The following is a 13,335-nucleotide window of genomic DNA, read 5'->3' as shown; positions in this document are numbered from 1 at the left end:
TACGGGCCGTCCCCGTGTTCCCCGCGCCGCGCGGTGACGCCACACTGGGCGCGTGGACCCCGACCTCTATCCCGACCTGATCGCCGCAGGTGGCCTGTCCGCCGCCCTGGAGCAGGCAGCGGTCGGCCTCGGCGCCGATCTCACGATCGTGCGTGACGGCGGTGGCGTAGTCCTCCAGCGCGTGCCGCCACCGCGGTGCCCGACCGCGATCCGCTGATCGTCTACACGTTCGCCAAGGAGCGCGGTTTCACGTTCTCCGGATGGAGCCGGGGGGTCGAGCTGATCTCGGGGAGCACGGCCGACCTCGAGGACGTGGTGCGGGTGGGGGAGGCCTGGGGGAACGGCACCGGATTCCGCGAACTGCACCAACGGTTTTCGTTCCTCCACCCCAGCGAGCGCGCCGAAGCCCATGAACGCGGACCGGCCGCCGAGGTCGAGCTGCAGTGGCGGAGGCTGCACGAGCAGGCAGCGGAGGCGCCTGCCTTCGACGGCTTCCGGCTCCTCGTGCAGGCGGCCCGTGCCGAGCCGCGGCTGCGGCAGCTCTTCGCGTTCTCCAGCCACTGGGTACTGGGCTTCAGTGCCCGCACCGGGCACCCGTCCCGGTTGGAGGTGGCCATCGTCCCCGCGTACGACGGCCATCCGTATCGCGTGAAGGACCACCTCCACCTCGGGGACGGTGTGATCGGCGAGGCGGCCACCGCGGAAGAAGCGGTCGCGCTGGTCGCCCGCCTCCCCGCCGACCTCGGACCGGCCGTCGCCGGCACCTCCGCATCCGACGACGGCAGGTGAGCCCTTCGAGGTGCTGCTGGAACGGCTGACGGCGCACCGGCATCCGGCGGCTCGCGCCCGCGCTCGGGCTGCACACGCCGGACCTCTTCGTCATCGCAGGCGTCGACGTACCCGGCGATCTTGCTCCCGTCCGACTGCCGATCCCTGACAACCCGTTGACGCATTCCACCTGTTGGAGGACCCATGGAACGCGGTCTCGCACTGCCCACCGCCGGGCCGCAGACCTCGCCGGAGACGATCGTCAAGGTCGCCAAAGAGGCCGAACGGCTCGGCTACTCCGCCTTGTGGACGTTCGAACGCCTGCTCCGCCCGATGGAGAAGGTCGTGCTGTGGACGGGAGGCGAACCCCAGATGCTGCCCGAGTTCTACGGCTCGACGTACGAGCCGCTGGAGACGCTGAGTTACCTTGCCTCCGTGACCGAGCGGATCAAGCTGGGCACCGCGATCCTGGTGGCGCCGCTGCACGTGCCCGTGATGCTCGCTCGTCGGCTCGCCACCCTGGACCGGTTCAGCGGCGGCCGGGTCATCGCCGGCCTGGGACAGGGCTGGCAGCACAACGAGTTCGAGACGGCGAACGTGCCGATCGGCCGCACGGACGTATACCGTCAGCCTTCTGCTGCCGCTCGCCACTTCGGCGGCCGCAGCCGACCTCGCGGCGGGACCCTAGTACCAGTTGTTGGCCTGCCAGAACGACCAGGCACCGCAGGGGCTGCCGTAGCGGCTGTCCATGTACTTGAGGCCCCACTTGATCTGGGTGCCGGGGTTGGTGCGCCAGTCGGCGCCCGCGGAGGCCATCTTGGAGCCGGGCAGGGCCTGGACGAGGCCGTAGGCGCCGGAGGAGGAGTTGGTCGCGGTGTAGTTCCAGCCGCTCTCGTGGGTGACGATGTTGGAGAAGCACTGGTACTGCGAGGCGTCACCGATGATCGCCTGGGCCATGTCCTGGACCTCGGCGACCGTGTACGAGGCCTTCACGACCAGCGCCGCGCGGGCGGCGGCCTTGGCCTTGCGGTCGGCCTCCGCCTTCTCCTCCGCCGCCTTGCGGGCGGTGGCGTCCTTGGCGGCCTGCTTGCGGGCGGCCTGCTCCGCGGTCTTCCTGGTGCCGACGTCGGCGGCGTCGGACTGCGCCTGCACCTGCTGCGTCAGGGACGCCTGCTGGACCCGCTGGCCGGCGGGTATGTCCGACAGGACGGTGTCGACTTCGGAGGCGGCGAAGGGCTGCTCGCTCGCCTGGCTGCTCGAGGCGACACCGACGACGGCGCCCACGGAGGTGACCGCCGTGGCCGAAGCCACCGCGATCCCCCGGACCGAGATCCGGCTCACACGGTTTCCTTCCAGCGTGGCCCGTTCGGTGATCTCCCGGACGCGATCGTGCCCCTCCCACCGGCTCGGACCGCCCACGGCGACCACCGGCCAACTCCGTTGCCCCGTACGCGTGTACGTACGGGTGTGCGGATGACAGGGCCTGACTAGAGCGACAGCCTGCCGTAGGGGAGCGCCCCAAGGCAATTCCTCCGGCACATTTCCTTACACTCGCACCATCAGCCCCGGCAGTCCCGCCCCGTACCGGTGGAGGGCCGCCGGCCGCACCTACACCACCGGCCGTACGTCCGCTACGGCACCCTCAAATCGCCCTCTGAACCCCGCCCCGGCAGGCTTCGACCACCCCCGCCGATGGGCACGTACCCGGCAGACACACGGGGGGTGGCGCCATGGACGAGGGAACGGCGGTCCGGCTGGAACCGCACGAGATCGCGCTGCTGCGCGGGGGCCCGAGGGCCGCCGTGACGGTCGCCGTGGTGGCGCTGCACCTGCGCGGCGCCGTGGAGTCCGGCCGGCCGGGCACCCTGCGCCGGGAGGTCTCCCCGGAGCAGGCGAACCCGCCGCCGCACCGCCACCCGCTGGAGAAGGCGATACGCGTCGGGTTGTACCGCCCGGCGGGGATCAGGGAACTGCTCGGGCGCGCCGTCGTGCGCAAGGCGCTGTCCCGGATGCGGGCCGAACTGGCCGGCGCGGGGCTGCTGCGCCTGGTGCGCGTCAGCCCGACCCGGGCCGCCCGCCGGTACCTGGCGGACCTGCGGCGGGGTACGCCGATGCCGCAGGGTCCCGCAGGGCTCGCGGAGGAGGACATCCTGTTCGCGGTCGCCCTCTACGGCGACCCGGCGCTGACCGCGCTCGTCCCGGCCTTCACCGCTGAGGCGGGGCTGATCGGCCGGGGAGCGGTCGCGGACGAGGGCCTGTTCCCGTTCGGCAGGCACGAGTTCCTGCGCTGGCGCGCCGACTACCCCGACGGCGACACGGGCCACGGCGCCGACGGCGGTGCCGGCCATTCCGGCCATTCCGGCCACACCGACCACTCCGGCGGCTTCGGTTGCGGCGGCGGAGGCGGCGGTTCCGACTGACGAGCCGGACGAGGGCGGACGAGGGCGGTCGAGGGCCGGCGCCGGACGGTCAGAAGCCGAAGGACTTCGTCGTGTAGGCGCACTCGGTGTAGATGTAGCCGGGCTTGAGCGTGGCCTTGTCGGAGGCCGGGCTCGATCCGTCGGACGACGTCGACTTGTGCAGGAAGTACGTGGTGCCGACGGGCAGGCGGATGGTGCGCTGGGGGTAGTTCGTGCCGCTGTCCTGGCAGGGCTTGAACCCCGCCAGGGAGGGTGTCAGGAGGGAGTACGAGGTGCAGCTGCGGCAGGCCTTGAGCGTGAGGCTGCCGGTCACCGGCCCGGTGTAGAGCACCGTGATCGGGTTGGGGCTGTCGTTCTTGATCGTGACCGAGATGCTGCCGCCGGAGGCCAGCGTGGGCAGGCGCTTGCCCGCCGCGGGGATCTCGTCCGCGACCTCCGCCGCGATGGCGAACTTCTTGGCCAGCGCGCGGTTCTTCGCGCCCTTGTTGTCGGCGACGAACGTGTTCATCGTCTCCCGCGCCTCGCCGAAGTCGCCGTCCTTGTACTGGTCGACCCCGCAGGCGTACACCCCCGAGTCGGCGCTCCTCCCGGCCCGGGCGGCGGAGGCCGCGACGGCGTCGCCGACGTCCCCGGCGCCCGCGTTCAGGCCCCGGGCCTGGGTGCCGAGGGTGCGCAGCCGGTCGACGGCGGGGCAGGGGTCGGAGCCGCTCACGTCCTTCGCGGCCTTGTCCACGGCCGAGTCGACGGCGGGCGCGACCTTCGCGGCCTGCTCGGAGTCGGGGAAGGTGCCCAGGAGGTCGCCGAAGTCCTCCGTCCAGCCGGCGTCCTCGTCGCCCAGTCGCTGCGCCCCGCACGCGTAGAGGGAGGCGGCCAGGCGGTCGTCGGGCCACTGGGCGAGCGCGCCGAGCGTCTGCTGGCCCATGGTGGCCGGGACCGTGCGCAGGTACGTCAGTGCCGGTATCGCCGCGCAGTAGTCCTGCTGCTCGTATGCGGCGCCGACGGTCGTGTAGTAGGTCTTCAGGCGGTCGGGTACCCGGCCGGCGGCCCGGGAGTCAGGGTGGCCGGATCTGATGTCCCGGTACTCGCGCAGGGCCTTGCCGTAGTCGGACCGGGCCGCGTCGAAGGGTCTGCTCCCGCCGGCCCGCACGAGCCGGTCGGCCTGCTCGAGCCGGTCCAGGAGCGCCTGCTCGTTCGCCTCGTCGCGGGCCATGTCGTACAGCACGACGCCGCCGGCCGGCACGGCCAGCAGCACCAGTCCGAGGGCGATCGCCAGGGGAGCGCCCGCGGGCCACACCAGCCGGGTGCGCAGGCCGACCGCGGCGCCGTGGACGGCCGCGGCCAGGAGGAGGACCAGGTAGACGACCACAAGGCCCACGGGCACCCCGTCGGGGTCGGCGGGCAGTGCCACCAGCAGCAGGATGCCGGTCGCGAACCAGCACACGACCATGAGCACCCAGCGCCGGGTCAGGGCGTAACCGAGGCCGAGGCCACTGAGGTTGAGCAGCCCCACCGCCGCCGCGCGCAGCCCGTCCGGCGGCGCGGGCGGCGGGGTGGAGGGCATGGGCGGGATGACGAATCCGTACCCGTATCCGTGCGCGGTGCCGTGCGGTTGCTCGGACATGGCGGCTCCCCCCGGTCAACACTGCCCGCATGCCTGCAACTTGTCAGTGTACGGACGGTAGCCGGATCTCGACAGTGAGTTCGAGGGGCGGAATCGGGCCAGCCGCCCGCAATCGGGCCGCCGGTCCGGGCCGGAGCCGCCGCAGGGCCTGAGCTGCCGCCGGGCCGGAGCCGGCGTGATCACGCCGCCTTGAAGGGCTGCCGGTAGGACTTGCGCAGGGACGCGGCGGCGACGGGGAGCAGCGTGGCGAGCACCTTGCCCTTGAGCGTGCCGGGGGTGCGGGTGAGCTCGACGTCGACCCGTGTGCCGTCCCCCTCGGGGGTCAGCTGGAAGATCCATCCGCCGCCGGGGCCGAACACCTTCGAGTCGTGCGTGGTGATGGCGACCCTTCCCGTCCCGGCGTCCCAGTCGTAGCGCGCCCGTTCCCAGGCGGACGCGGTGCCCTCGGTCACCTCGGCCCAGGTGTCGCCGATCGCGTGCACCGTGAGGTGCTCGGCGTCGATGGTGGGCCAGTTCCGGGCCCGCGCGGGACCGAAGTCGGTGAGCACCGCGAGCGCCTCGGACGGGCTGAGCGAGGAGAGCAGGTGGAAACGTACGACAGCCATTGCGGCGTCCCCCACATCATGAGTAACCGTTCTGAACGGTGACGACCGTGTCACGGGGGGAAGTCACCTGTCAAGCCAGTGACGAATCGTGGATCACCGGTTAGGATGGTGATGTGAACCATGCCTTCCCCTGTGGGACGCTCGCCCTCGACTTCCTGGGCACGCTGCGCGCACGACGCAATGCGCTGCCCACGGAGAAGCTCGCCTCGCCCGAGCTCCTCGACTCCTGGTTCGTCGAGTCCCGGATGCTCGACCGCGAGCCCGGCTCCGACACGTCGGACCTCGCGGCGGCCGTGGACCTGCGGGAGTCGATCTATGCCCTGGTCGTGGCACGGCTCGACGGCGAACCGCTGCCCGCCGGAGCGGTCGCCGCGGTGAACCGCCACGCGGCCCGGGCACCCGTGGTGACGCAGCTCGGCCCCGACGGCACGAGCCGCTCCGGTTCGGCGTCACAAGGCCTCGCCGCCGTCGCCCGCGAGGCCGTCGAGATCATCGGCGGCGAGGACGGGGCGCTGCTGCGCGAGTGCGCCCGCCCGGAGTGCACCCAGGTCTACCTCGACCGCTCCCGGGGCCGCCGGCGTGAGTGGTGCGCGATGAGGACCTGCGGGAACCGCGTCAAGGCAGCCGCCTTCCGGGCCCGCCACCGCACCACCGAGGCCTGAGGCGAGCGAGGGGCATCAGAACCTGACGGAGAGGTGACGGGGCCCGCGCAGCATGGCGTTGCGCCGGTAGGGAGGCGGGTCCTGCAGCAGGGTCGCCGTCCCCAGACCGGGCAGCAGCGCGCCGAGCGCCGCCTGGGCCTCGATGCGCGCCAGGGGTGCGCCGAAGCAGAGGTGGACGCCGCTGCCGAAGCCGAAGTGCTCGTTGTCCTTGCGGGCGGGGTCGAAGCGTTCGGGATCCTGGAACCGCAGGGGGTCACGGCTGCCCGAGGCGAGCGCGAGGATCACGGACGTGCCATTCGGCACGACGGTGCCCGCGATGTCCACGTCGGCGAGGGGGATGCGCTCGCGCAGGTGCACCGGCGGCTCGTACCGCAGCAGTTCCTCCACCGTCTCCGGCAGCAGTTCCGGCTCCCGGCGCAGCCGCTCCAGCTGGTCGGGGTGGCGCAGCAGCGTGAGCACACCGTTGGTGATCAGGTTGACCGTCGTCTCGTGCCCCGCGATGAGGAGCAGGATCGCGGTCATCGCCAGCTCCTCGTCGGTGAGCCGCAGCTCCGGATCCGGTTCGTTGACGAAGTCCGAGAGCAGATCGCCGGTGGGCCGGCCGCGGCGCTGCTCCGCGAGGCCGAGCAGGTAGGCGCCCATCTCCGTCCGGCCCTTGCGACCCGCCTCGGCCCGCGCGGCGGCGTCCTCGCCGGGGCTGATGTCGGCGGAGGCGACGAGCAGGTCGGTCCACTCCCGGAACCGCGGCTCGTCCTCGCGCGGCACACCGAGGATCCGGCAGATGACCGTGACCGGCAGGGGGTAGGCGAGGTCGTCGACGATGTCGACGTGGTCGCGGCCCCGGAGCCCCTCGACCAGTTCCCCGGTGATCCGGGTGATCTCCCCGCGCATCGCGTCGACCCGGCCGGGGTTGTGGGGCGGGCCGAACGGCCGCATGGCCAGCGTGCGCAACCGGTGGTGCTCGGGGTCGTCCAGCCGCAGGAACGGCAGGTGCTGCGTCTCCTCCGCCGCCGGGGCGGCCGGTGTGGTGCGGTTGCGGGGGTCCGCGCTGAGCCTCGGGTCGTGGAGCAGGCCGACGATCTCGTGGTACGTGCCGACCAGGTAGCTGCCGTCCGTCTGCCGCACCACGGGCCCGGCCTCGCGGAGCTCCGCGTACAGCGGGTACGGGTCGGGGCGGCTGGCGTAATCCGTGATCCGTTCCAGCAGGGTCTCGGCGGTCATGCGTGGTGGCTCCTCGTGGATGGGCGGGGGTGGGTCACCCGGCGGGCCTCGCCAGGACCAGCCGCCGGTCCGGCAGGTACCCGGTGAGCGCGACCGTGGGACCGTGCGAGAGCCGGCTCGGGTCCGGCACATCGGAGGGGAGGACGACCTCGGCCGCCGTACGGCGGTCCGACGCGCCCAGCGGGGGCGGGAACGGGGCGGCCGTCTCGATGAGGCGCTCGTAGTACTCCAGCGACTTGGCCATGTTGACCGTGACCGCGGCGGTCAACCGGCCGCGGTAGCCGTACGCCATGACCAGGCGGCGCTCCTCCAGCGAGCCCTGCGCGATGACCACCTGGTCGGAGAAGGTGGGGACGCCCACCGACTTGATGTTGTAGCCGAACTGGCTCGACCAGAACGTCGGCACCGCCAGGTGCGGCCGCCGCAGCGGCCCCGGACTGACCATGTTGTGGGCGGCGACCTCGGCCTGGTCCACCGCGTTGCGCCAGTGCTCGAGGGAGAGCAGCTGGTACTCGTACAGCGGGTGCGGGAAGCGCGAGACGTCACCGGCCACGAAGACGTCGTCCGTGACGATCCCGTACATGGTGAACGCCCGGCACCCGGCGTCGCAGGCGATCCCGCGCGGGCCGGCGGCCAGCCCGGACTCCGCCAGCCACTCGACGTTGCGGACCGCGCCCATCGCGACGACGCACACGTCCGCGTCGACACGGGTGCCGTCCGACAGGTCCGCGCCGGTGAACCTGCCGTTGCCGCGCAGCGAGGTGACGGTCACGCCGCAGCGCAGGTCCACACCGTGCGCCCGCTGCATGGCGGACGCGAGCTTCGACAAGGTCCCGCCGAGCGCCCCCACCAGCGGCGCCGGGCCGCGTTCGGTGACCGTCACCTCCAGACCGCGCTCGCGGCAGACCGACGCGATCTCCGAACCGGTGAAGCCCGCCCCGATCACCAGCACCCGGCGCGGCCCGGCGGCCAGCCGCTCGGCCAGACGCGCGGCGTCGTCGCTGGTGCGCAGCGTGAACACCCCGTCGAGGGCGGCCTCCTCCGGAACCGGCCAGGGCCGCGCCCGCGTCCCGGTCGTGATCAGCAGCCGGTCGAACGGCAGCGACGAGCCGTCGCCCAGCAGGACCCGCTTCCCCACCGGATCCAGCCCGGTGGCGCGCACCCCCAGCCGCCACTCCGCCTCCGGATCACGACGCATCGGCAGCCCGGTGGCGTCCGCCGACACCTTGCCGAGCAGCACCCCCTTGGACAGCGGCGGCCGGTCGTACGGCGGGTGGGGCTCGTCCCCGACGACGGTCAGCGAACCGGTGAAGCCCTTCTCGCGCAGCGTCTCCGCGGCCCGCAGGCCCGCCAGCGACGCTCCGACGATGACGATCCGGCCCTCCAGGAGGTCAGCGGACACCGGCGCTCACCTCCTCGCCCACCAGGATCGCCTGCACCGGGCACGCCGCGGCGGCCTGGCGCACGCGTTCGTACTGGTCGCCCGGGACCGCCGGGTCGTACAGCAGCGCCTCCTCGCCGTGCAGTTCGAACATGTCCGGCGCAAGGAACACGCACTGCGCATAGCCTTGGCAACGGGTGAGGTCCACGACAACGCGCATGCCCAGCCACTCTCTCCGGCGCTTTGATGTCCCTCCATTCGTACGCCCTGCGGGGCCGCGGCGCTCGCCCGGATACTCCGCCCGGACATTCCGCCAGGATGCGTTCCCGCCCCTGCGGGGCCACGCTGAGCCGGTGCGATGCCGAGTGATCGTGTACCCGCCCTCGGGCACCGGCGGCCGCCGCGTGCGGTGCGACGGCAGGATCCTCGGCCTCGCCTACGGACCCCGGGACGTCCTCGCGCTGGCCCGCCGCGCCGGGCTCCGCATGCGCCTGGGCGACCTGTACGACAGCGACCTCGTCGAGTGGCGCGGCGCCGGCCCCACGACCTGGTGACGGCCCGCCGACGCGGCTACGGACGGCCTACGGACGCGGCCAGAGCGGCGTCATCACACCGAGGTCGATCACCGACACCCACTCCGCCGACGGGATGGCCCGCTCCAGCACGAACCACTCGTCCGGACGCCCGTCGAACCGGGACGCCGCGAGCGCCTCCGCGGACCCCGCGGGCAGCCTCGTACCCGCCCACGCATGCCACCGCTGCGCCTCCGGCGCGGGAACCTCCACCGTGAACCGCACGGTGCGGTCCCGGAAGGCCCCCGGCAGCGACCCCGGACTCGGATCGGCCGTCAGGTGCACGGACCGCGCCAGTTCCGGTACGTCGTCCAGCTCCTCCGGCCAGGTCGCCCTGATCTCCGCGTCTGCCAAAATCAGCGGCCACAGCCCCGGCCGCGTGAAGTGGAAAAGGAGCATGCCGGGACCCTACTGGCGGATCGTCGCCGCGTATGTTTCCGGCATGTGACGACGAGCGCCCCGGATCAGCCCGCACGGACGTCACTCGTCGTCGCATCGCTCCAGGACCAGACCCACGGATCCCTCCACCAGCCCCACTCCGGCCTCAAGGTGCAGGTGCGCACCGTCAGGGGTGCCGTTGCCGGCGAGCGTGAGCAAATGGCGTGCGAGGGTTCTGAGCCCATCGGCGTTCGCCTCGATGACGATCTCGCGTCCGAGGTCGCGCACCTCGATGCGCGCGTTCTCGTCCCATGTGAAGACCGAGGCCACGCCATCGGTGAGCGCGGTCTGGTGCGTCGACGCGGCGGGCGGCGCGGGCTTCGACTCGGGTGCCATGCCGACCATCGTCGCCTCACCTTGCCGCATCTTCATTTCACCGCGCCCTGGCATGCGGTCGCCGCCCAGCGGACTCGGCCCCGCGCCGGCGCGTCGTTCTCGCCAGGACCTCACAGCAGTACGTCGCGCCCTTCCGGGTCTCCGCACACGGGACAGTCGTACTCGTCAAGCGATTCCTCAGGAACCGGGTGCCCGCAGAAGGCGCAGGTGCGCATGTCGTCGTCCAGCGGTTCGACCGGAGGTTCGTCGTCGTTCACGACCGCAGGGTTCCACGCGTGGTGCGGCGGTGCGGAATGCGGCGGCAAATCGCCGCGGACGGTTCGGGAAAGGTTTGCGCACACAAAGGGTCGCAGCGGCGGTGGACGGGGCGCGAGCCGGCCCGAGCCTGCCGTGTCGGTGGCAGCCCATAAGGTGCGGGCAACGTCTCCAAGAAGGAGTTCCCGTGGGGTTTTCCGGGCACCTGCTCTTTGCCCGCAGCAAGCGTCCGCTGCTGGAAGCGCCCGTGTTCGACGGCATCGACCGGGAGCTGAAGGACGCGGTGCACGAGTGGTGGCCGCGAGCGGGTGGTTGGCAGACCCTCCAGTTCGACGATGGGATCTGGGAGGACGGCGATCTGCCCGCCCTCGTCGAGTGGACCGGCGCACCGGCCTGCGTGGCGTCCGTATCCGACAGCAGCGTCGCCCTGGTGACGGGGCTGGGGACCGACGGGCGACGTTGGCAGGCGTGGCTCAACCTGCACATTGCTGCGGCACTCGTCACCGAGGAACCCGAGGACCTGGAGGACCAGCTCCTGTGGGTGGACACTCCCGAGTTCGACGAGGCCGTGAGCCGCACACGCGCGGAACTCGACGCGGAGGTTCCTTCCGACGCCGAAGGCGCTCTCGCCTGGGCCGCAGCGGCGGGCATCCCGGCCGTGGCACCGCAGTCCCGGATCGAGGAGGTACTGCGCTCGGAGGGGACCTTCGTCGAGGACCTCTTCGACACACTCCTCGATGCGTTGGGTTTTCCGGAAGGGACCGAGCCCACGCCGTAGCCGTGGGAGACGGCGTTCAACCGGAGGACCGAACGCCGGGCCGGAGCCTGTACCGGTGATCTTCCGGGCCGGCAGGGGCGGGCTGTTACAGCTTGGTCATGAGTTGAACCAGGGGTCATGACCTGCGGGAGCCATGGTGATCGCCGACGCGCCGCGATTCGCGCGCCGTCGGCTGATCTCCTCGCGCTCGAAAGGCACGGCATTGTTCGCTCTCGTCTTCGGAGGGCACATGTTGTACCTCCTCCTCGTCACCCTGGTCTCCGCGGCCGTGCTGGGAGTCGTCTCGGTCGCCCTGCGTGGCCGTTCCGACCGGCCCTGGACCTACGGGGCATGGGCGGCCACCACGACGGCCGCCTTGTTCCTGACGCTTTGGCTCAGACCCGTCGGTACAGGCGCGGTGAAATGCACGGTGAGCAAGGACGTGTGGGAGGCGTTCGGGACGGCCCAGGGGTGGATGAACGTCGCCCTGTTCGTGCCGATCGGCTTCTTCGGTGTGCGGGCGGCCCGCCGCCCGGTGCCCCCTGTGCTGCTGTCCGTCCTCCTGGCGTGCGGGATCGAGACCGTCCAGGCCTGCCTTCCCGTCATCGGCCGTTACTGCGACACCAGTGACTTCACCACCAACGTGGTGGGCGCCGTCGTGGGCGCGGGCATCGGGGTCCTGTCGCTGCGCCTCGCCGGTACGCGGCTCTCGCCCTGGCCCACGCGCCACCGCGGGCTCCAGGCCGCCACCGGCGCGGGGTTCCTGGCCGTGGCCCTCGTGCTGACGACCGTCGTCGACGTGCGGGTCGTCGACCACGCCGAGCCGAGCAGGCAGGCGTCGGCGGAACAGCAGGCGGTGATCGGGCAGGCGGTGCGCAAGGCGCTGGGCGACGACGTCAGGATCGTCCGGGTCCAGGACACCACTCCGTGCGGGATCGACGGCGTGAACGAGGAGGTGTGGGCGGAGCTGGCACCGAGCGGGGTCGCCTTCATGAGCTGGCCCGACCCGGACCGGTTCCGCGTCGACGTGTCGACGGGCCCCCGGACCGAGGCCGCGGCGGTCGGGAAGCCCATCCCGGGCTCCTCCTGGTCGGTGCACGACGCGGCGGCCGCCGAGCGGTCCGCGGACCGGTACGTGGCCCTGCACTACCCCACGGCCGACACGAAGCGGCCCGCGGTGGACCGTGCCGACGACGGCGCGGGCGGGATGTGGACCGTGACGTACCCCTACCGTGACGACAGCATGCGGGCCGTGACGTCGCTTCAGGTGACGGTGAACTCCGCCGGGCGTCTCCTCGGCGTCCGCCTCGCCGCGACCGCCGGCACCGGCCCGGACACCAAGTCCGGCGACTACTGCGGCTGACGACCCGGGGAACCCATGCGGTCACAGCGCTAACCGTCGTAGGGGACCCAGGCACGCCGGCCTGCGTCGTTCGTGCCGTACCAGTAGTGCGGCATCGCCGTGATGCCGGTGGTGCGGAACGGGCGGCCGTGGTCGTCGATGCGGATCGTGCCGGTGCGGCCCTGGGAGGACCAGTCGAGTTCGAGGTACCAGCGGGCGTCGTGGGTCCGTGTCATCGCGTCGACCAGCAGCACTTCCGGGTCCTCGGCAGAGACGCGGTACGGGAAATGCGCGGCCGGGACGACGTGTTCACCGTCGGCGCCGTCCTTCGGACGGGTGACGGGCCGGTCGACGTCGAGGTTCACGGTGAAGCGGCGGGGCGTGAGGTCGCTCCCGCAGCCCTGGCCCATGGCGTACGCACTCCCGGCGGCCGGGTTGCCGCGGCTGACGATGCGGACGTGGAGCGCCTCGAGGACCACGGCCGCGGACGACCGCCCCTGCACCGAGATCTGCACCCTCGTCTGCTGCCCGTGCACCGCGCCCTGCGCCGCCGCCCACGCCCGGGCATCCTGCTCCACCGGCGGCGCAGGTACCTGAGCGGGCGGCTTGGCGATGACGTAGTCGTGGCCGCAGCCCTTGTCCCAGACCAGGGAGTCGGTGCTCCATGTGAGGGGCAGGCCGGTGGTCTGCTTCGCAGCCGTGGTGGGACCGCTGCCGGTGGCGGGCGGGGCGGAGCTCCGGGAAAGGGAGGGGGACGTGGTGGCCGACGTCGCCGAACGGTGGGGTGCGCCGGTGGCGGTCGTCCGCGAGCCGGGGGTGCGGGAGGCGCCCGCCTCGGAGGAGCGTTCGCCCGACAGGGCCGACGTGCTGCGCAATGCGGCGACCAGGGCGCCGACGACGGCGATGGACGCCAGGACCCGTCGGCGGCGGTACCAGGGGCGCGGAGCGGGGGAGGGA

16 protein-coding genes and 2 pseudogenes are annotated in these 13,335 nt (G+C 72.4%); 8 read left to right on the top strand and 10 right to left on the bottom strand.

Translation table 11 applies throughout. The features are described 5' to 3' along the window. Positions 1-52: 52 nt before the first annotated feature. The 3 genes and pseudogenes from PV350_RS11090 to PV350_RS11080 all read left to right on the top strand — a co-directional run. Positions 53-217, top strand: a complete 165-nt coding sequence (locus PV350_RS11090) for a hypothetical protein (RefSeq protein ID WP_499510275.1) — start codon at positions 53-55, stop codon at positions 215-217. Then, entirely contained in the window at positions 196-789 is a 594-nt protein-coding gene (locus PV350_RS11085; RefSeq protein ID WP_500333513.1) for a DUF6193 family natural product biosynthesis protein, read from the top strand. The genes PV350_RS11090 and PV350_RS11085 overlap by 22 nt, the downstream gene beginning before the upstream one ends. Before the next feature lie 183 nt (positions 790-972). After that, positions 973-1,365, top strand: a pseudogene (locus tag PV350_RS11080) (LLM class flavin-dependent oxidoreductase); the annotation flags it as partial. 87 nt (positions 1,366-1,452) lie between these two features. Here PV350_RS11080 and PV350_RS11075 read toward each other — a convergent pair. Next, the gene (locus tag PV350_RS11075) at positions 1,453-2,109 is read right to left on the bottom strand and encodes an aggregation-promoting factor C-terminal-like domain-containing protein (RefSeq protein ID WP_500333512.1); all 657 of its coding nucleotides are present in this window, start codon (positions 2,107-2,109) and stop codon (positions 1,453-1,455) included. Between the two features lie 389 nt (positions 2,110-2,498). On the opposite strand from PV350_RS11075, the gene PV350_RS11070 reads away from it, so the two are divergent. Then, entirely contained in the window at positions 2,499-3,188 is a 690-nt protein-coding gene (locus PV350_RS11070) for a TIGR04222 domain-containing membrane protein (protein ID WP_500333511.1), read from the top strand. Between the two features lie 49 nt (positions 3,189-3,237). Here PV350_RS11070 and PV350_RS11065 read toward each other — a convergent pair whose 3' ends face one another. Together PV350_RS11065 and PV350_RS11060 are read right to left on the bottom strand one after the other, a co-directional pair. Next, positions 3,238-4,809: a hypothetical protein gene (locus PV350_RS11065; protein ID WP_500333510.1), complete on the bottom strand. Its 1,572-nt coding sequence runs from the start codon at positions 4,807-4,809 to the stop codon at positions 3,238-3,240. Positions 4,810-4,988: 179 nt separating this feature from the next. Continuing rightward, positions 4,989-5,414 carry an SRPBCC family protein gene (locus tag PV350_RS11060; RefSeq protein WP_499510270.1) on the bottom strand — a complete coding sequence of 142 codons (426 nt, stop codon included), beginning with the start codon at positions 5,412-5,414 and terminating at the stop codon, positions 4,989-4,991. A 113-nt stretch (positions 5,415-5,527) separates the two neighbouring features. Between PV350_RS11060 and PV350_RS11055 the strand changes: the two genes are divergently transcribed. Beyond that, positions 5,528-6,076 (top strand): CGNR zinc finger domain-containing protein, encoded by a 549-nt coding sequence (locus PV350_RS11055; protein WP_499510269.1) that lies wholly within the window; start codon positions 5,528-5,530, stop codon positions 6,074-6,076. Between the two features lie 15 nt (positions 6,077-6,091). Here the strand turns inward: PV350_RS11055 and PV350_RS11050 are convergent, their stop codons facing one another. The 3 genes from PV350_RS11050 to PV350_RS11040 are packed head-to-tail and all read right to left on the bottom strand — an operon-like array spanning position 6,092 to position 8,898. Further along, positions 6,092-7,297 (bottom strand): cytochrome P450, encoded by a 1,206-nt coding sequence (locus PV350_RS11050; RefSeq protein ID WP_500333509.1) that lies wholly within the window; start codon positions 7,295-7,297, stop codon positions 6,092-6,094. Between the two features lie 34 nt (positions 7,298-7,331). Beyond that, positions 7,332-8,699 carry an NAD(P)/FAD-dependent oxidoreductase gene (locus PV350_RS11045; protein WP_499510267.1) on the bottom strand — a complete coding sequence of 456 codons (1,368 nt, stop codon included), beginning with the start codon at positions 8,697-8,699 and terminating at the stop codon, positions 7,332-7,334. Continuing rightward, a complete protein-coding gene (locus tag PV350_RS11040) occupies positions 8,689-8,898 on the bottom strand; it encodes a ferredoxin (protein WP_499510266.1) in 210 nt (69 codons plus the stop codon). Before PV350_RS11040 ends, PV350_RS11045 begins: the two co-directional genes overlap by 11 nt. Before the next feature lie 133 nt (positions 8,899-9,031). On the opposite strand from PV350_RS11040, the gene PV350_RS11035 reads away from it, so the two are divergent. Further along, the gene (locus PV350_RS11035; protein ID WP_499510265.1) at positions 9,032-9,232 is read left to right on the top strand and encodes a hypothetical protein; all 201 of its coding nucleotides are present in this window, start codon (positions 9,032-9,034) and stop codon (positions 9,230-9,232) included. Positions 9,233-9,259: 27 nt separating this feature from the next. Here the strand turns inward: PV350_RS11035 and PV350_RS11030 are convergent, their stop codons facing one another. The 3 genes from PV350_RS11030 to PV350_RS11020 form a co-directional block, all read right to left on the bottom strand. Next, entirely contained in the window at positions 9,260-9,649 is a 390-nt protein-coding gene (locus PV350_RS11030) for a hypothetical protein (protein ID WP_499510264.1), read from the bottom strand. Between the two features lie 81 nt (positions 9,650-9,730). Further along, positions 9,731-10,033, bottom strand: a complete 303-nt coding sequence (locus tag PV350_RS11025) for an Imm32 family immunity protein (protein ID WP_500333508.1) — start codon at positions 10,031-10,033, stop codon at positions 9,731-9,733. Between the two features lie 101 nt (positions 10,034-10,134). Further along, positions 10,135-10,281 (bottom strand): hypothetical protein, encoded by a 147-nt coding sequence (locus PV350_RS11020; RefSeq protein ID WP_499510262.1) that lies wholly within the window; start codon positions 10,279-10,281, stop codon positions 10,135-10,137. Between the two features lie 185 nt (positions 10,282-10,466). Between PV350_RS11020 and PV350_RS11015 the strand changes: the two genes are divergently transcribed. Both PV350_RS11015 and PV350_RS11010 read left to right on the top strand, forming a co-directional pair. Further along, positions 10,467-11,057, top strand: coding sequence for a hypothetical protein (locus tag PV350_RS11015; protein WP_499510261.1), 591 nt, complete (start codon positions 10,467-10,469; stop codon positions 11,055-11,057). 229 nt (positions 11,058-11,286) lie between these two features. Continuing rightward, a complete protein-coding gene (locus PV350_RS11010) occupies positions 11,287-12,399 on the top strand; it encodes a VanZ family protein (protein ID WP_500333507.1) in 1,113 nt (370 codons plus the stop codon). Positions 12,400-12,428: 29 nt separating this feature from the next. Here the strand turns inward: PV350_RS11010 and PV350_RS11005 are convergent. Continuing rightward, positions 12,429-13,335: pseudogene (locus tag PV350_RS11005) on the bottom strand (transcriptional regulator); the annotation flags it as partial.

It is taken from the genome of Streptomyces sp. PA03-6a (assembly GCF_033792765.1).
Taxonomy (GTDB): domain Bacteria; phylum Actinomycetota; class Actinomycetes; order Streptomycetales; family Streptomycetaceae; genus Actinacidiphila.
The sequence above is the reverse complement of the archived record's forward strand: the minus strand, read 5'-3'. Positions and strand labels throughout refer to the sequence as shown.